The sequence below is a fragment of the Halomonas sp. TG39a genome, from assembly GCF_000744395.1.
Classification (GTDB): Bacteria; Pseudomonadota; Gammaproteobacteria; order Pseudomonadales; family Halomonadaceae; genus Vreelandella; species Vreelandella ventosae_B.
The window spans coordinates 3,129,616-3,145,052 of sequence record NZ_JQLV01000001.1 but is presented as its reverse complement, the minus strand read 5'-3'; the positions used below and the strand labels follow the sequence as shown (position 1 = coordinate 3,145,052).

Below are 15,437 nucleotides of genomic sequence, written 5' to 3'. Positions count from 1 at the left end.
CCCGGTTATTCCGGAGACCGGTTTGTTTGAGTCAGGCAGCTTCACCCGACTCTTCCAGTTGACGATAATACGTTCTTTCTCGTTCTGCTGGTGGAACGTTTCCGATGGGTTCCAGCAGTCGGCGGTTGTTGAACCAGTCGTCAACCCACTCCAGCGTGGCATACTCAACGGCATCCAGTCCCCTCCATGGGCCACGATGATGGATCACCTCCGTTTTGAACAAGCCGATGATGGTTTCAGCCAGCGCATTGTCGTAGGAGTCGCCGGTGGTGCCGACTGAGGCATTGATACCCTCGTCAGCCATACGCTCGGTGTAGCGGATCGAGAGATATTGGCTTCCCCTATCACTATGATGGATCAACCCTTGTCTGTGTTTTCGTGCCCACAGAGCTTGCTCCAGAGCGTCCAGCACCAGCGCCGTTCTCATCGACGTCGCTACACGCCAACCCACGATACAGCGTGCGTAAACATCGATAACGAACGCAACGTAAACGAAGCCAGACCAGGTAGCGACATAGGTAAAATCGGCCACCCAAAGCTGATTAGGACGCATGGCCGTAAAGTCACGTTTCACTAAATCAGGTGCCCGTTTCTGGCCGGGATCACTGATGGTCGTGAAGGGGCGTTGGCCTCGCACCACGCCGCGAATTCCTAGGCGGCGCATGAGCCGTTCTACAGTGCAACGAGCAACATTAACGCCTTCACGGCGGAGTTGCCGCCAGACCTTACGGGCACCGTAGACGCAGAAGTTTTCTTCCCACACGCGCTGAATCTCAGCGGTAAGAAACGCATCCTGCCGATACCGGTCTGCCCGCCGTTCAGGATCAGCTTCAAGTGCCTTGTGGTGGTAATACGTCGATGGGGCGATTGGCAGTTGACTACAAATCGACTCGACCCCGAACTGAGCACGATGCTCGTCGATAAATGACACCATCAATTGGGTTTGCGGTCGAGCTCCGCCTGGGCGAAAAAAGCAGCCGCCTTACGGAGAATTTCATTGGCATGCTTCAATTCGGTGTTTTCACGCTCTAGCTGCTTGAGCCGTTCATGTTCAGACAGGTTATCCGAGCTGTTTTCCTGCGTGAGTTCTGTGCGTTTGCACCAGGCTCTCAAAGTCTCTGGTGTACAGCCGAACTTGCTGGCAATGGAGCAGATCGCCGCCCACTTGGACGGGTATTCGCCTTGCTGTTCAAGGACTAATCGAACAGCTCGCTCCCGGACTTCTGGGGAATATCGTTTTGGTGAGTTCATAACTCCATCCTCTCAAGATATGGAGTCTCCGGTAAAGCCGGGGCGGTTCAGTAAGCTTCTAAAGAAGTGCGCTGCACTTCTTTGAGCTGCTTGAGTAAGTCTAAATCAATACCATTTTTATCGTAGATAGTCCCACGTGAGTCGCTACAGGTGATCGGTTTAGCACCCAGTTCGTATAGTTTCTCAATGGTATAAATGGCGACATTACCTGCGCCGGAAACCAGGCAGGTTTTATTGCGAAGCTCTTCTCCCCGTGCTGCTAACATGTTCTGCGCGAAGTAAACTGCTCCGTAGCCCGTCGCTTCTTTGCGGCCAAGCGATCCTCCCCAGTTAAGCCCTTTGCCTGTTAGCACGCCTTCATAACAACCGGTTAACCGCTTATATTGGCCAAAAAGATAGCCAATTTCACGCGTACCTACCCCTATATCACCTGCAGGGACATCACATTGGGGGCCAATATGGCGGTAGAGCTCTGTCATGTAAGCCTGACAAAAGCGCATGATCTCATTATCTGACTTACCTTTTGGATCAAAATCGGCACCGCCTTTACCACCACCGATCGGCAACCCGGTTAACGCATTTTTGAAGATTTGTTTAAAACCCAGAAATTTGATGGTGCCGGAAGTAACACTGGGATGAAAACGTAGGCCTCCTTTATAAGGCCCAAGGGCAGAGTTGAACTGTACGCGATAGCCTTTATTAACGTGTACTCTCCCGCTATCATCTACCCAGCTTATCCGAAACATAATTTGCCGTTCTGGCTCAACTATCCGCTCAATGATGCTGTGTTGGTGATAATGGGAGGTCTTTTCTAATAGAGGGCGTAGACATTCAAGCACTTCTTCGATGGCTTGATAAAACTCGGATTGGGCAGGGCTGCTTTTCTGAAGTCGTGTCAGCGTATCGTGGACGTAGGGCATATGAACATACCATCGCAGTATTCATTAAGTATTGGCTGGCCAGAGCGTGATGATATTTAACGACTAGGATGTTTTTTTGCATACCCTATGCGTGTTCGGTATAGATAAAATCCTACTAAATTATATATGATTTGGGCGGCGTCGATATTATTTAAGGAAACTGGCTAACGGTTGTTCAACGATATTTGGCTGCTTGATGTATTATCGATTAGGTTTTTATCGTTATAAAGGCTATTTTTTATTACTTATAATTTATAAATAGGGTCGTCATTTTTAGTGTTGCTTGCATCAATTATTATTTTTCAAAATGCCTAAATTCTTAAGAAATATGGCCGATAGTTGTTTTATAGCGAGGTTTTTATTTATTACAGATGCAGCCTCCACGGTAATCGATAACAATTAAACGGTGATGCCATGCTGGACAAGCTACATAAGATCAATGTGAAGTACACGCTTGCTTTCTTACTGGTAGCCTTATCACTGATGGCAGTGGTGGTGATTGATAGTCTGCTTGTCCAGACTATGCGTGAGCGTATGATTGCTTTTAGCGGCTCCTTCAATCCGGCCGTTTCAGCAGTACTTAACGCCGACAGAGATCTTTACCAGGCGCGATTAGCTGAATTAGAAGTCTTGCGTGAGGATCCGGAAAGTCAGGCCGCTAGCGATCAGCATGATGCCTTCCTTGAGAACGCGCAGCAGGCCTATGATCGAATGCGTGAATTCCTTACGTTACTCGATGCCTATCCACAGGTCAGCGAAGGAATTGGCGACTTCGAAGCGCGTTTCGATTCCTGGAAAACAGCTGCCCAGGAGGTTTTTGATCTTCATCGTCAGGGAAATATTGAGACCGCTGAGACGCAGATGGAAGGTGACTCTTTGGTAACCTTTAATGCCTTGCGCGAGCTCTATAATATTGCTGGTGAAAGTGCAGATGCGCGTAGTTTAGCTCTTGAGAGTGAGACTCTTGCAGGCGTTGCCATACAGCAGCGCTGGGTGATGGGTTTTACCGCGCTGGTACTACTGGCTACCCTGGCCATCGCGCTGATTGGCCCCAACCTGATGTCTCGGGCGATTCGACAGGTCAGCGGGCGAATTCATGACATTACCGAAGGTGAGGGCGACCTCACTGCTCGCATTGAGAGTCACCGGCGCGATGAAATCGGCGAGTTGGCTTACGAGTTTGATGCCTTCATTGCTCGGATGGATACGAGCTTCCAAGCGGTGCGCGACGGTGCCCGCAATGTCAATAATGCCTCGGGCCAAATTGCTTCTGGCAGCGAAGATCTAGCGTCGCGAACGGAACAGCAGGCCTCCGCTCTGCAAGAAACTGCTTCTAGCATGGAGGAAATATCTTCCATCGTGCGCCAGAACAGTGAATCCGCCAGTCATGCAGACACTCTTTCAAGCCAAGCGGCTGAGAAAGCCGAGAAGGGCATCCAGGAGGTTCAGCATTCGGTAACGTTGATGCGAGAACTAGAGGCCAGCTCTCGCCAGGTCGGCGAGATTGTCAAAGTGATCGACTCCATTGCTTTCCAGACAAATCTTCTTGCCCTCAACGCGTCGGTAGAGGCCGCTCGTGCTGGTGAGCATGGAAGGGGATTTGCGGTCGTGGCCAGTGAGGTTCGTAATTTAGCTAGCCGCACTGCCGATTCTTCCAAAGAAATCCGACAAATGATTGAGGAAATTAGTCAGCGTATCGCCAATGGCGCTGAGCAAGCAGTGCGTAGCGGCGATGGCATACAGGAGACAGTAGAGGCGATTCGCCAGGTGTCAGGGCTAATGAATGAGATATCGCTGGCGGTGCGCGAACAAGAGGCGGGTATTCAGCAAGTAGGTACCGCTCTTACTCAGATGGATTCCGCGACACAACAGAACGTCACCCTCGTTTCGCAGACTAGCGACTCTGCGGCTTCCCTTCAAAAAGAGGCAACCCGACTTACCCGCTTGGTGGAGGCTTTCAAACTCAGTGGCGACAGCGCTAAAACGGCCTCTCCCTCTCTTATGCACTCTAAAACTGTAGCTGCTTTGCAGCGTAACTCACCAAATAAGGCGCATGATTGGGAAGCCTTCTGAGGAGATCCTCCTCACCAGACTCTAAAGCCGCATTCTTGGTCTATCGCTTAGCTTACTGACGACGCTTCGTAGCTCTCTATTGAATACCTTTCGGGAGTCAGTCGCTTCGGAAAATACTGCCTATTCAGGCCATTGGTGGCTCTTATGGAACATCGTCTGCTAGATGCTACTAACATACTCCGTATTTCTGTGGGGTATGTCTTTTTTTATAGGGAGAGCATCCATACTGATTTTAAAAATAATAGCAATTTGCTATATATAGCAAATTGCTATTATAATGTAGCCAGGCGAAAGGGGTTACATATGCATGTGGTCACACAAAAACGTATTTGGGAAGCAAAAGACAAATGGCCGCAGTCGGCCACCGCCTTAGATGCATGGTTTCGCATCATGAAGGGTAGCGAACCCCAGAGCTTTGCTGAGATGAAAGAAATTTTCCCGGCAACTGATAAGGTGGGAAGCCTCCATGTTTTTGACATTGGTGGCAATAAGATTCGTCTGATAGCAACTGTGCATTATCGCGCTAAGCGCGTTTTTATCCGCCATATTCTCGATCACCCCGAATATGACAAGGGTAAGTGGAAGGAGTGAAGATATGAATGCCGTTCTTGATCAAGCAGCTACTCATTGGCAGTACATTGCACCTCTTCTCTCTGCGCCAGAATCAGAGGAGGAGTATGACGAGAAAGTGGAGGCTCTTGATGAAATTCTAAATTTGGTTGGCGATGATGAAAATCATTATTTATCCAGCCTTGCGGCGCGCCTTGGTGATCTTCTTGAGGCATATGATGAGCGTGTACGCCCCATGCCTGTCGCGCAGGATACTGATGTGCTTCGTTATCTTATGGAAGAACACGGCATTACCCAAAATGATTTGCCTGAAATTGGCGCTCAGTCTGTTGTTTCGTCCATTTTGTCCGGCAAACGTAATCTTAACTGGCGCCAAATTTGTGGACTTTCAGACCGCTTTGGCATTCCAACGGATGTTTTCAAACAGCGTAAAACAATTAGGGATATTAGTTAACTTGGTTAGAGCTTTCTCAGGAGGGTCGCCCGAAGCTCTCTTCACCTAAAGGCTCAAGTATGAATTTTGGTGGTTTTCTCACGGCCAGGAGGGTTAGTTGAGCAATCAAATTGCCAACTAAAATTGCCTAGAAGGCACCGCTGATTTATGCCTCAGGCTGTACTAGCTACGTAAGGTGGGTAGCGATTACTCACCAACGCTACCAATTTCTAAGGCCGTTGATACAGTCACGCCCACTACGTTTAGCGTCATAGAGCGCATCGTCAGCGTCTTTAAGTAACGTTGAGAAGCCTTCTGGATCGATGATGTCCCGGCTGGCAAGGCCCATGCTGAGGGTAACAAGACCAGAATCTGTCGTAGGATGGGGAATGGCACTTTTAAGTAAACTGTTTCTAATTCGATGAGCCACTTGCTGTGCTTTTGATAAAGGTGCATCCAGTAGTAGCACCAGAAATTCATCACCCCCTAATCTTATTGCGTAAGCTTCACACTCTCTTAGACTATTCTGAATCGCCAGGGCCACCTGCTGTAAACAAAGGTCACCCTGCAAATGCCCCAGCCTATCGTTGTAGGGCTTGAACTGGTCAATATCGATCATCAACGCAGTCACCTGAAAATGGCGTCCCTTACTCACGAGTATCTTTCGCAAACGCTCTAGCGCTCGGCGATTGCCCATATCAGTTAGTGGGTCGGTTTCCGCTTTGACCAGCGCGTTCTGGTATTCTCGTTTTAATGCCGTCGTTAAGGTCTTTGCCTGGGTGATATCCACACCGATACCGAGCAGGCCAACATCCGGAATCAGGGTTTCTGTCATCAGCAGCCAGCGGCCATCCCATGCATCAATTTCAAACTGGCGATAGGTTTGCTTGCGTCGTTTTGCGAGCGCCAACCGAATCCATAACTCAATATCCTCCGTCTCTATAATTAGCCCCTGGCTCTTGGCGTAGTTGTCACGTACGACATCCGGCCAAGTGGGGTGCGAACCTTGCGTATGACAGATGAGTTGATAGTATTGGGCATTACCGTAAATCAACCTGTCATGGTCATCGAATAAAGAAATTGCAGCGCCACTAATATCAAATAGGCGGGCCACCACTGGTAAGGTATTCGCCAGCTGTTCAGTACTATCATCCAACGAAAATGCCACGGTGATTACCCCTGCTAATGCGATACATTCGGTGGATTGCAGATATGTGCCAAGCGACCCTATAAACTAATCATAATGTGTCCATTGTCAATTGATCTACACGATCATGGTGCTTGTACTCCCTCTTATGGGGCGTGATCGCAGGGCTAGTAAGGTTAAGTCACAAGCGGAAAGTTCTATTTTGATTTGCATAACATTTGTAATGACGCTCGATATAACACACGTTCCGCCGCCTTCTTTCCTCGCTATGTCTAGAGCTTCCGTATGCCTGAAACCTGTGACTAATAGATATGGAGCCAGAGGTCTAAACCTCAGGCGTGAGAAGATGCAGGTAACTGATCCGGCAGTTGCATGACGGCTTTTAACGGCATAGGCCTGGCGAAGTGGAACCCTTGTAATAGATTGCAGTGACGGCGGACGAGATCCTGCTGCTGTTTGAGCTCCTCAATGCCCTCGGCCACCACTAGCAGACCCAGTTGGTGCGACATGGTGATAATCCCCTGCACAATAGCAGCATTGCGTTTGTCGGTCGTGATGTCCTTGATGAAGGCTCGGTCTAGCTTGATCTTGTGAATGGGCAGATCACGCAGATAGCTCAGGCTGGAGAAACCGGTGCCAAAGTCATCGAGTGCCACCTTAATCCCCATGGCGTTGAGCTGATTGATCAGCTCAGTGGCCTGTTCAGACCCATTCAGCAGAACGCTTTCGGTAACCTCCAGTTCCAGAAACTCGGGTGGAAGGCCAGAAGCACTTAGCGCCTGATGAAGATCGTCAAGAAATCCCTCTCTTCGAAACTGAAGCGATGAGATATTGACAGCTACTGGCACCCTACGCCCGCCTGCAGCCAGCATGGTTGCAGCATCTTGGCACACCTGACGCATAATCCAGCGCCCCATTGGAATGATTTGCCCCGTTTGCTCTGCAAGCGGAATAAACTCTCCTGGCGAGATCATACCTCCCTCGGGATGTTGCCAGCGGATTAACGCCTCCAATCCACGGATGCGACCACTCACTGCCTCCACGATGGGCTGGTAGTAGAGTTCGAATTGATCATCCTGCAAGGCTGTATGCAAGCCGTGTCGCAGGGTAACTGATGCTTCGGTTACGCGCTGCTCTTCGCCCTGATACCACTGCCAGGTGTTGCGCCCTTTTTGTTTGGCGTCGGTCATGGCAAGGTCGGCGCGTTGCATCAGCTCATAAGCGTATTCACAAGATTCAGCATTACAAGCGACGCCTATGCTGGCACTGATATGGACAGCCCTGCCTTCGAGCTGGAAAGGCGCTGACAGTGCATCAATCATCTGCTCGGCCATATCGCCCCCGGCCTGATGGTCCTGGAGATGATTGAACAGTAGGGCGAACTCGTCACCGGTGAGGCGAGCCAGCGTATCGTCTGGCCCGGTTAGCGGCTGCAGTCGGTCGGTCACCGCCACCAAGAGTTGGTTGCCGATGTGATAGCCCAGTCCGTCATTAACCGCCTTAAAGCCGTCCAGGTCGAGATGCATCACGACCAGTAAGCTGCCCGACTGCTGCGCCTGATCAAACGCTTCCTTTAGGCGCTCATCAAGGGTCGTTTGGTTCGGGAGGCCGGTTAACAGATCATGGGAGGCCTGATAAGCCAGTTGGGCTTCCTGCTCATACTGTTTAGTAATGTCCTTAACGATGCCGAAGACACCGTGTGTCTCCCCGTCAACAATAATCGGCATTGTAGTCAAATCAAGGAACCGCCCATGCCCATCACTCCTGGTTATCTGCAGTTCCACCTGGGTGGGGTGTCCGGACAATGTCGCCGCATAAAGAGCCTGCATTCGCTCGATATCTTGAGGCTGCAATAGGGTAGAAAAATGACGTCCGATTATCTTATCGTTGGTGCGCCCGGTAATTTTGCTGCAGGCATCATTCGCGGTGACAATATGGCCTGCATGGTCGAGCGAAAAGACGCCATCAGGATGGTAGAGGTAAAGTGAACGATAACGTTGTTCGAGGTCGTATTGCGCTTCAAGGCGCTGTCGGGCACTCAACAGCTCACGTGAGCGCCAGACCACCAGCCTGACCAGCCCCAGGCTCAGAGCCAGCAGATAACTGAGCGTCAGGCCAGCGATAGCAAAACCTGCCGGCATAACACCTGCCTGCAGCATGCTTGATGTGGCGTTCATATGGACATCAAGCGTTAAGCGAGTGCCGCCGGGAAGGCCGACAAGGCGACGTTCAAGGTGTGGGAGAGATCGTTTACCACTGCCGTGGGCCAGACGGTCAGGGTGCCTTATGACCAGATAAGGTGTGTCTCCACCGACTGAAAGCCGCAAAAGGTTTAAGGGTAGGCTAAGCTCGCGTTCAAGCAGCCCCACCAAGTCGACCTCCGCGATTAGACGGCTGCCTGTGCCGTTACCTAAGGGCGCGATAATCAGTAACGTCCTCGGGTTGCTCGGTATCGTGTATGCCAACGCTTCTTCCCACCCAGAGAGTAGCTCATCGCGAAGGCGGGATAGATTTATCTCCTGAACAAAGTGGCGCTGATATTCCTCATTAGAAACGCGCAGATCTTCAAGGCTCCCGTTAGGGTTCAGTATGGCAAGGCTCTTTAAATAAGGGGCATGTCGAAAGTAGGTCTGAACATCGTGCTCCCAATTGCCCACCAGTTCAGGAATATCATTTAACCCCCTACGCCATGCCAAACGCTGAATAAATTCCAGCTGTGTCTTCATTATGTGGCGTGCATTGAGAGCAGCATTATCTATCAAGATGGCTGCCTGACGTTGCATATCGTTCTGAGCGCTCCAGCTCAGGGTGTACCAGGCGAGACAACTGACCATGACGCCAGCAACGGCGGCGATCTTGGTCAGACTGCCCAGGGGAATCAAGCGACGACTACCGCGCCAGGCGGCGACAACGAAAGTAACACCACCCAGCAGGGCGTAAAGGGTGGCCAGTATAGGGGCAGACACAAAGCCTTCTGCCCAATCTAAACGGCTAGCCGGAAGCAGCATTAGCAGCAGTGAAAAGCTACCCGCGCCTAGTGCTAGCAACCCACTAACGGCCCAGACTAACCGGTGCCAAGGCCGCTTCATGCCTAGAGCGGTGCATAGGGCCACTAGAAAGAGCAGAAACGCCGCCGCCGAGAGAATTCTTGGGCCACCGGTCACCCAAGACGTTCCTACCCAGGGCCCATCGGCTAAGCCGTTATGTATTAGGGTGTAGAGAGTGACCACCGCCAACGGCATGGCTGCCAAGTAGTTCAGCCAGTGCCGATTAAACAGCCAACCCAACAAGCAGAGGCCAGCCAGGAAACCAGTTAAGGCAGCGTCGACCACCATCACACCGCTCAGCGGATAGGCAATGCCGAGGAGATGTCCGATGAGACCTGTGCCTCCCAGCAGAGTAAACGTGGTGGCGACCATGAGTAGGCCAACATCAGCGGCGACATCTCGTATCCGGTAAGGCAGCTCAATATCATCCCGTGCGTTTAGTGCTGTCGCTCTGGCTTGCATGACAAGCTCCTCTTCATCCTCTTGCGACGTGGTTACGCCCCTGGTGTTTGGCCACATAAAGGGCATCGTCGGCGCGCGCCATCAGGCTTTCGCTCGTATCTTCCGGCAGATAGCCTGTCACGCCCAAGCTGGCAGTGATGGGAACTGGTTGCCAATGGTACATCTCAATGGCAAGGCGCAAGCGATCCAAGGCGTTGACTGCCTCATCAATGGAGGTGTCCGGCATAAGCAGGGCGAACTCTTCGCCGCCGATACGGGCGGCAATATCTTGGCCGCGTAGTTGCGATGAAAGCAGCGTAGCAAGCTGTTGTAGGACATGGTCACCGACAGCATGCCCATGTTCATCGTTGACGGGCTTAAAGTGGTCGATGTCCAGGATAGCCACGCTGAAAACATCAGAGGAATGAGCGACGGCTGCTAGAGCTAGCCTCTCCTGCAGCACGAGATCGAAATGGCGTCGGTTGGGCAAGCTGGTAAGCGCATCGCTGTTGGCCTCATGGCCAAGCTGCATGGTGAGGCGCTGTAGTTCCGAGTTGTGCGATTCTAGTGTGGCGCGCATCGTCTCTAGCTCGGCGATGACCGCATTTTTCTCCTCCAGAGCGTGTTGGACTGCCTGGCGAGCTTCTAGCAGTTCGCGTTCTAGTTGATCCTTACGGCCTATGGGCAGCATCGAAATTAACGTCAGGGAGGGCTCTTCCGCGCCCAGGCGGTGCGCACTGCAGAGTACTGGAAGGGCATCGTCATTTCCCAAGCGCAGGTTAAGATGAACTTCATCAACTGTCCCTACCTCGGTGAGTCGATACGCTAGAACTCCGAGGTACAGCATGCGCGACTCAGCCGTAAACAGGTCGCTGGCCGACTGGTTAATCAGCTGGCTCGTCGAGCAGCTTAGCCAATCACGGAGGGTGTAATTGGCCAACAGAATTTTGCCCTGCTCATCAATAACCACCTGACCAGACGGAGCGAACTGCCACCAGCGGGCCAAATCGGAAGCTCTCAAACTCATAGGGATCAGCCTTTCTGCATGTCGAGCCGCTCCCGCAGGGCTTGAGCCAAGATGTCAGGGGCCGTGAGCTGGGGATAGTGGCCACCTGCATCCAGCACCACGAGTTCGCCATCGGGGAGGTGCTGTTGCAGGTACTGGGCTGCCTCGAGAGGCACCATGGCGTCGCGGGCAGTTTGAATGATTAGGCTAGGCACCGTGACGCTGGGCAGGTGGTGGCGGGTATCACCGAGAAAAATGCTTCTTGCCATTGGTCGCAGTACCTCAGGTGATACGGAAAGAAAGCGCTGTTGCAGGTTCCGCTGGTGAGTCTCAGTGGTAGCATCGCCAAGCGCCACCCGCGAGACGGTACCGGCCCAATCGAGGTAATTCTGCTCCATAAGAAGCATCAGGCTATCAAGCTGCTCATGCGTATAGCCACCCTGGTAGTCAGGAGGGTCGTCAAGGTACCGCGCAGAGCTACAAATCATCACTAAACGGCGGAAGGCCTTGGGACGTTGGATAGAGGCGAGCATACCGATGGTCCCCCCGATGGAGTGGCCAAGCATCAGCGCATTTTCCAAGCCTAATTCATCACATAGGGCGACGATGTCATCCGCATGACCGGAGGACGTACCATGCCGCGCTTTGTCGTAGGCTTCCGGTGCGGCACCGCCGAAACCTGCAAGGTCGACTAGGATCAGTCGGTAGTCTTTCTCAAGTACTGGAAGAAGGCGACGCCATACCGTTTGGTCGCAACCAAAGCCATGAATCAGCAAAATGGGCGTGGTGCCGTAGCCTAGCTCTTTAACGTTGAGAAGATGGCGAAATGAGGTCATAGAATGCCCTGCTTTATTATTATGGGTAAAAATCAGCTAGCACTATCACCGTACCACACAGCGTAGTGTAAACGTCTCAACGTAAGTCCTAAGAACTAATTGTATAATGAGAAAGTTTATCAATGGATTTTGTGAATGAAGGCCATTTCTCTGTAGTTAGCAGACACGGGTAATAACTTGTAACCGGTCGAGTAACCTCAGGGTTAAAAAACTACCTTGAGCAAGAAGCGGTGATGAACTATCTGCGCAAGGTTGAGCTACTTACTCTGGGTAAACACGAAAACATTGAGATGCAAATCGCCAAACGCTTTACCAGCGTGTTATCGACATTCCAAACCCAAGGGCCAGCATGACGCCTTATGATCACCAGCGCGTAATTCACGAGCTTCAAGCGCACATCGGCGACACCCAAGCCACGCTAAGGAGCTTTGAGGAAGCCGGCGTGGATGCAAACATGCCAGAGGATTACGACAAGCTGCTGGCTATTTTAGACGACGCGATAAAACACAGCGTGAGTATACGAAAATGCTGCTGGCGTAAAAGCAGCGCTACCTAACCTAGGGATAATGGGTAAAGGGAACGGATGATGACATTTGATGCACCCTACTTTTTTGTATCGTTTGCTAAAGCGTTGGATGAAACGCGTGGGCGTACTTTGGCTGCCAAAAACCCATAATGCAGATGATACGCTTCGCGTTTTTCAGGCTGCTGAAGCGGCTTGCAACGCGCAATCGGCTGTTTTTCCCGCTAACGGGGTTGTTTATTGTAATGCCCCTGGCCGTCCACGGGAGTTTCTTTGCGATTTCTCGTTTCATAATCCACACCAGCGTATTCTGCTGGCGTTAGAGAGCGAGTGGGTGTGTGTTGGCGTCGTCAAAGCAAACGGTGGAAGCGGTGCTTTTTGACTTTAAAAAAGTCATCAACATGGCAGCGCCTGTGAAAGTGACGGTGTTTGCGTATGTCGATGATGACAACAAGAAGACAGTGTTAGGCGCAATGGCAGCGCTTATTGCGCAATGGCAGACTGAAACGCTGGGTACCTTAATTACCATTGCCTGCCCCTGGCATGATGAGCTTTACAGCGCCTCAATTGAAGACTTTGTGTGGCAGCATGGCGAGTGGGATAAACTCACCAAGGAGTAGCGGTAGTGGTGAGTGCTGTCTCTCAATAGGCATCAGCGCCAGTTGTGGCTGCGTTTGACTCCCAACAGCAGGTTGTTCATTGCTGTGATGGCTGGCATCTCAACACCCTAATTCACTGGCAGTGCTTCATCGCTCCCCCAGTCTGCCCAAGGACCGTCGTACAGCGATAGCTGATGGTAGCCCGCCAGTTCGGCGGCCAGCAGAAGGATGCAGACGGTGATACCCGAGCCGTAGGAAAACACCAGTTGGGGTTCACTGCTGGAGTGAAGGGGAGGAGCAAGCGTTACAAAGATTGGGCGTGGCGCTCTCAAACCAGTACGGCCCAAACTCGCATTTTTGTAACAGCAGCAATACATCAAAGGGGTTATAAACAGTATCGACGTGCTTTCCGCCCCAGCGGTAGCCGTTGTACCAGCGGCGGATCTCTTCACAGTCAAGACCTGGCAGCTCGGAGGCAAATACCGTATTAATATCGTGATCGGTGTAGCCGCAAATGGCGGCGTAAGGGGCATCTAGTGTAATGTCGTTGAGGTTATTTAGCCCCGAAAATAGACTGACTTTGCTGAACTTGGAAACGCCGGTCATGCAGGTGAGGGTCGGCGTCTTTAAGCACGCTCTAGAGGTTTTTCAGTCCCTCACGAAGTTCGCGGGCTCGTTCAGTATTCAAGAGGTTATCCAAAATGGGCTTATCGTACTCGTCGATGAGCACCACCACGCATTGGCCGTGAACACTCCGTGCATTTTCAAGCAGACTGGCAAAGTTGTCTGCAATGCGTTCGGGAGGCGGTGTTTCAATATTCAGCTTTTTCCGTTGCTGCTGAAGCTGATAGCGGATGTTGGCATCTAAATCCTCACGGCTGTTGGCAACACCGCTACCAAAACTCAAACGCACAACGGGGTACTGCTGTTGCCAGTCCCACTTATCATGAATATATAAGTCTTCAAACAGATGATCTCGGCCTTCAAATAGGCAGCCCAAGGTATCTAGCAGCAGGCTTTTAAAAGCGGCGCGGGCGAGAAAGAAAGTAGTATTTGTTCTGATGGGCCAGCTGCTCAATAAACGGTGTTTTGTCGACGTAGTAATAGCCGCCTTCCCGAATATCCGAAAACGTTTGAATACCTATGGGCAACTTGCGGCGATAAGCAGATGACATGCTGGCCTCCAAAGCCGAAACCGTTCGCGTGTTGGCGTTGATGATGAGTTTACATGGTAGTGGTAAGGGCAGATTGTGCGTATGGTGCTGCGTTTTTCGGCGGTGGCACTATTGGCGTTTTACGCGTAGCCAAATCATTTAAACAGGCACATATTGCGCGTTGGCCAAAGGTCAAATCCGGTCAAAAACAGGGCGCGGAAAAGTCACGGTGTGTGCCAACATTGTGCCGCCAAAAGGCACAGTATGGCGTTAATTGGTGTGTTGGTGAAGAGTTTTAAAACAGTGATTAATATTATAAGCTATTGTTTTATAATTAATTTTATAAATTTTTCCGGTGATAAAAAAGATGGGCTGTAAAATTGAAACCGGCCTCCGAAGCCGAGGGTCGCAGGTTCAAATCCTGCCGGGCGCGCCAAAATTTCAAGGGCTTACGTTAACGCGTAGGCCCTTATTTATTTGCCTGTAACCACCATGTGACCAAATCCTGGCCACAATCTCTTAATTACATGCCTTGTATGTCTATTCGTTTAGGACCTTTGGCTTTTTCTTGCCACTAGCATGGTCACATGTGTACGTTCTCTTAGATTCACTAAAATTAAGCGCTGTGATAGCCTGAAATGACCTTCAGCCTGTGAGGTATGTTGGGCGTAGCGACATTCACTGTGATCGTCAAACTAGGGATGAGAAAACAACGTGCAGTTCAAACGATTACTAGACACTCTTGCTAGGGCGGCTAATTAAATAACGTATGTTAAAAATTTTAATGGATATTAATTCTTAAAGATAATATCCCCAAAGCAAATTTTATATCTGTAGTTTTGTAAGTTTTTGGCACGCCTTTCTTTGGAAAGTTGAGTCTCGGTTTGAAAACCGTATGTAATACCTTTTCTAGTTTTCGTATATTTTTTTTGCCCAATTTATTTGCATCAATTACCAATAGAGAGTATTCACCTATCTTTGATATAGCCTCTACATAACTACAGTATTCTTTAGAATCTAGTCCTAAATCATTAACTGCTCATCGTAGAAAAGTGTTCATTCCATATTTTGGTGACATGCCAAAATGGCTGCCTAGGCGATGCACAAAGTGGCTTGAACTACACATTCCAATATACATACATTCTCCTTTATCATCAAAAAATATATATACGCCGTGCCTAAGAGCAGTTTCTTTATCATTACTCAATAGTAGGTCGAAAAGCCGAAGATTTTTCAACGGCATCCTTATAGCAGAATTAATCGTGTCTATTGCATCTTCGACAGTCAAAACTGCTAAATCATCAATTCTTATAGCGAGTGTCATATATGTTATCCTTTTGTTCCGCTACACACTGCCAGATTAAAAGCGTATGAAAAAAACGGCGTGATTCATCGGAAAGACGAGCACTGTAGATCGGGCTGAAAAAGAGATGCCGC

Annotated in this window: 12 protein-coding genes, 3 pseudogenes and 1 other annotated feature; of the genes and pseudogenes, 5 read left to right on the top strand and 10 right to left on the bottom strand. The window is 50.4% G+C overall.

Annotated features, from left to right (window positions below; translation table 11 throughout):
- Positions 1-31 precede the first annotated feature (31 nt).
- A protein-coding gene (locus U738_RS14030) for an IS3 family transposase (RefSeq protein WP_152561140.1) occupies positions 32-1,251 on the bottom strand; the annotation gives its coding sequence in 2 pieces (ribosomal slippage) (positions 32-966 and positions 966-1,251; 1,221 coding nt in all).
- Positions 860-976: a sequence feature (AL1L pseudoknot), on the bottom strand. It overlaps the preceding gene by 117 nt.
- Positions 1,252-1,301: 50 nt before the next feature.
- Positions 1,302-2,171: pseudogene (locus U738_RS14020) on the bottom strand (Glu/Leu/Phe/Val dehydrogenase dimerization domain-containing protein); the annotation flags it as partial.
- Positions 2,172-2,585: 414 nt separating this feature from the next.
- On the opposite strand from U738_RS14020, the gene U738_RS14015 reads away from it, so the two are divergent.
- Positions 2,586-4,244 carry a methyl-accepting chemotaxis protein gene (locus U738_RS14015; RefSeq protein WP_035581560.1) on the top strand — a complete coding sequence of 553 codons (1,659 nt, stop codon included), beginning with the start codon at positions 2,586-2,588 and terminating at the stop codon, positions 4,242-4,244.
- Between the two features lie 24 nt (positions 4,245-4,268).
- Here the strand turns inward: U738_RS14015 and U738_RS23825 are convergent.
- Positions 4,269-4,384 (bottom strand): annotated as a pseudogene (locus U738_RS23825) (IS30 family transposase); the annotation flags it as partial.
- A 163-nt stretch (positions 4,385-4,547) separates the two neighbouring features.
- Between U738_RS23825 and U738_RS14010 the strand changes: the two are divergent.
- Together U738_RS14010 and U738_RS14005 are read left to right on the top strand one after the other, a co-directional pair.
- On the top strand, positions 4,548-4,835 hold the full coding sequence (locus tag U738_RS14010) for a type II toxin-antitoxin system HigB family toxin (protein ID WP_035583605.1): 288 nt from the start codon (positions 4,548-4,550) through the stop codon (positions 4,833-4,835).
- 4 nt (positions 4,836-4,839) lie between these two features.
- The gene (locus U738_RS14005) at positions 4,840-5,268 is read left to right on the top strand and encodes a helix-turn-helix domain-containing protein (RefSeq protein ID WP_035581558.1); all 429 of its coding nucleotides are present in this window, start codon (positions 4,840-4,842) and stop codon (positions 5,266-5,268) included.
- Between the two features lie 199 nt (positions 5,269-5,467).
- Here the strand turns inward: U738_RS14005 and U738_RS14000 are convergent, their stop codons facing one another.
- The 4 genes from U738_RS14000 to U738_RS13985 form a co-directional block, all read right to left on the bottom strand.
- Positions 5,468-6,415, bottom strand: a complete 948-nt coding sequence (locus U738_RS14000) for a GGDEF domain-containing protein (RefSeq protein WP_035581556.1) — start codon at positions 6,413-6,415, stop codon at positions 5,468-5,470.
- A gap of 311 nt (positions 6,416-6,726) precedes the next feature.
- A complete protein-coding gene (locus tag U738_RS23600) occupies positions 6,727-9,903 on the bottom strand; it encodes an EAL domain-containing protein (protein WP_051912779.1) in 3,177 nt (1,058 codons plus the stop codon).
- 13 nt (positions 9,904-9,916) lie between these two features.
- The gene (locus tag U738_RS13990; RefSeq protein ID WP_035581554.1) at positions 9,917-10,909 is read right to left on the bottom strand and encodes a GGDEF domain-containing protein; all 993 of its coding nucleotides are present in this window, start codon (positions 10,907-10,909) and stop codon (positions 9,917-9,919) included.
- Between the two features lie 5 nt (positions 10,910-10,914).
- Positions 10,915-11,724 carry an alpha/beta fold hydrolase gene (locus tag U738_RS13985; RefSeq protein WP_035581552.1) on the bottom strand — a complete coding sequence of 270 codons (810 nt, stop codon included), beginning with the start codon at positions 11,722-11,724 and terminating at the stop codon, positions 10,915-10,917.
- Positions 11,725-12,073: 349 nt separating this feature from the next.
- Between U738_RS13985 and U738_RS13980 the strand changes: the two genes are divergently transcribed.
- The gene (locus U738_RS13980; protein WP_051912778.1) at positions 12,074-12,280 is read left to right on the top strand and encodes a hypothetical protein; all 207 of its coding nucleotides are present in this window, start codon (positions 12,074-12,076) and stop codon (positions 12,278-12,280) included.
- A 305-nt stretch (positions 12,281-12,585) separates the two neighbouring features.
- A complete protein-coding gene (locus U738_RS13975; protein WP_035581550.1) occupies positions 12,586-12,867 on the top strand; it encodes a hypothetical protein in 282 nt (93 codons plus the stop codon).
- A gap of 107 nt (positions 12,868-12,974) precedes the next feature.
- Here the strand turns inward: U738_RS13975 and U738_RS23730 are convergent, their stop codons facing one another.
- From U738_RS23730 to U738_RS13960, 3 genes and pseudogenes are all read right to left on the bottom strand, one after another.
- Positions 12,975-13,109 carry a hypothetical protein gene (locus tag U738_RS23730; protein WP_268746289.1) on the bottom strand — a complete coding sequence of 45 codons (135 nt, stop codon included), beginning with the start codon at positions 13,107-13,109 and terminating at the stop codon, positions 12,975-12,977.
- A 52-nt stretch (positions 13,110-13,161) separates the two neighbouring features.
- Positions 13,162-14,021: pseudogene (locus U738_RS23820) on the bottom strand (ATP-binding protein); the annotation flags it as partial.
- Positions 14,022-15,039: 1,018 nt separating this feature from the next.
- On the bottom strand, positions 15,040-15,324 hold the full coding sequence (locus tag U738_RS13960) for a hypothetical protein (RefSeq protein WP_035581547.1): 285 nt from the start codon (positions 15,322-15,324) through the stop codon (positions 15,040-15,042).
- Between the last annotated feature and the right edge of the window lie 113 nt (positions 15,325-15,437).